A 1,189-nucleotide genomic window follows, 5' to 3' on the forward strand; every position below is an offset into this window, starting at 1 on the left:
TAAACAGCGGGATCACCAAATTGGTTTTATGATGTTCCAAATAATCTTGGTAAGTGAAGTTCTCACTCAGTTTGGTGTGCTTGATTTCCGCGCCTCGGCTTAACAGGCTCGCTAGCTGGGTGTAACTAACATTGCCCCCCATCAACAGCTTGCCGTGATACTCCTGAGCAACAGAGTGCTTCTCACCGCCGTTTCCATTCGTCTTCACTTTTTGCAGACAATGCACTTTATCTTCGCCGAACTCGTCGACAAATTGCATACAAGCCATGATGTTGAAGTGTTGATCTGGCGTGAGTGCGACCACTTGACCAATACCAATCATGTTCAGGTTGTCATCCGCATGGCTAGAAATCGGGTTACCGTAATAATAATCCACGCCCATCATACGATCTTGGCTGACGTACTCCCAGTTTGAGTCCGTCATCAATACACGTCGATCATAACGCGCTAACGCTTGGCCAATTTCACGTGCGACTCGGTTCGCCCCAATAAGTAGGAAGCCTCTCGGCGCAGGTTCAGCGACACCCAATGCAATCGCCATAGGGCGAGCAGTGGCACTTTGTAATACCACCGTACCGATGATCACCATAAAGGTCATTGGCACCAGTAAGCTTGCTCCATCGACTCCGTATTCGGTCAACTTAATCGCAAACAGAGAAGAAATCGACGCAGCAACAATACCGCGTGGTGCAACCCAAGACAAAAAGAGCTTGTCTTTAAGGTTCAAGTTGCTGCGCATCGTAGAAAGAAAAATCGACAACGGGCGAGACACCAACTGCATAAAGACAAACAGCAGCAACGCACCACTGCCCAGCGCTGCAAAATCATCCAAGCTGATTCGAGCCGCAAGGAAGATGAACAAGCCAGTGATCAACAAAATGGTCAAGTGCTCTTTAAAATGCAGAATTTGCTGAATGTTGATGTCTTTCGCGTTGGCAAGCCACATACCCATCACGGTAACGGTTAATAACCCCGCTTCAGATTCGATGTGGTTAGAGACCGAAAATACGCCCAGTACCACCATTAAAACCGCAAAAGGCTGCAAGTATTCCGGCAACCACGCTCGACGCAATACCGTCGCTACGGCTGCACCAGACGCCACACCTAAAATGACACCTACGGCAATGATGGTGCCAAAGACTTCCATGCTGTTTACGGCGCTGTGCGACACGATAAACTCATACACCAT

The 1,189-nt window shown here is 48.6% G+C and carries 1 protein-coding gene; it reads right to left on the reverse strand.

The features are described 5' to 3' along the window. The coding region (locus R7P35_RS25215) for a cation:proton antiporter (protein WP_318093140.1) at nucleotides 1-1,189 on the reverse strand (1,189 nt) is incomplete at both ends.

Source organism: Vibrio sp. Vb0304, assembly GCF_033338995.1.
Taxonomy (GTDB): Bacteria; Pseudomonadota; Gammaproteobacteria; order Enterobacterales; family Vibrionaceae; genus Vibrio; species Vibrio alginolyticus.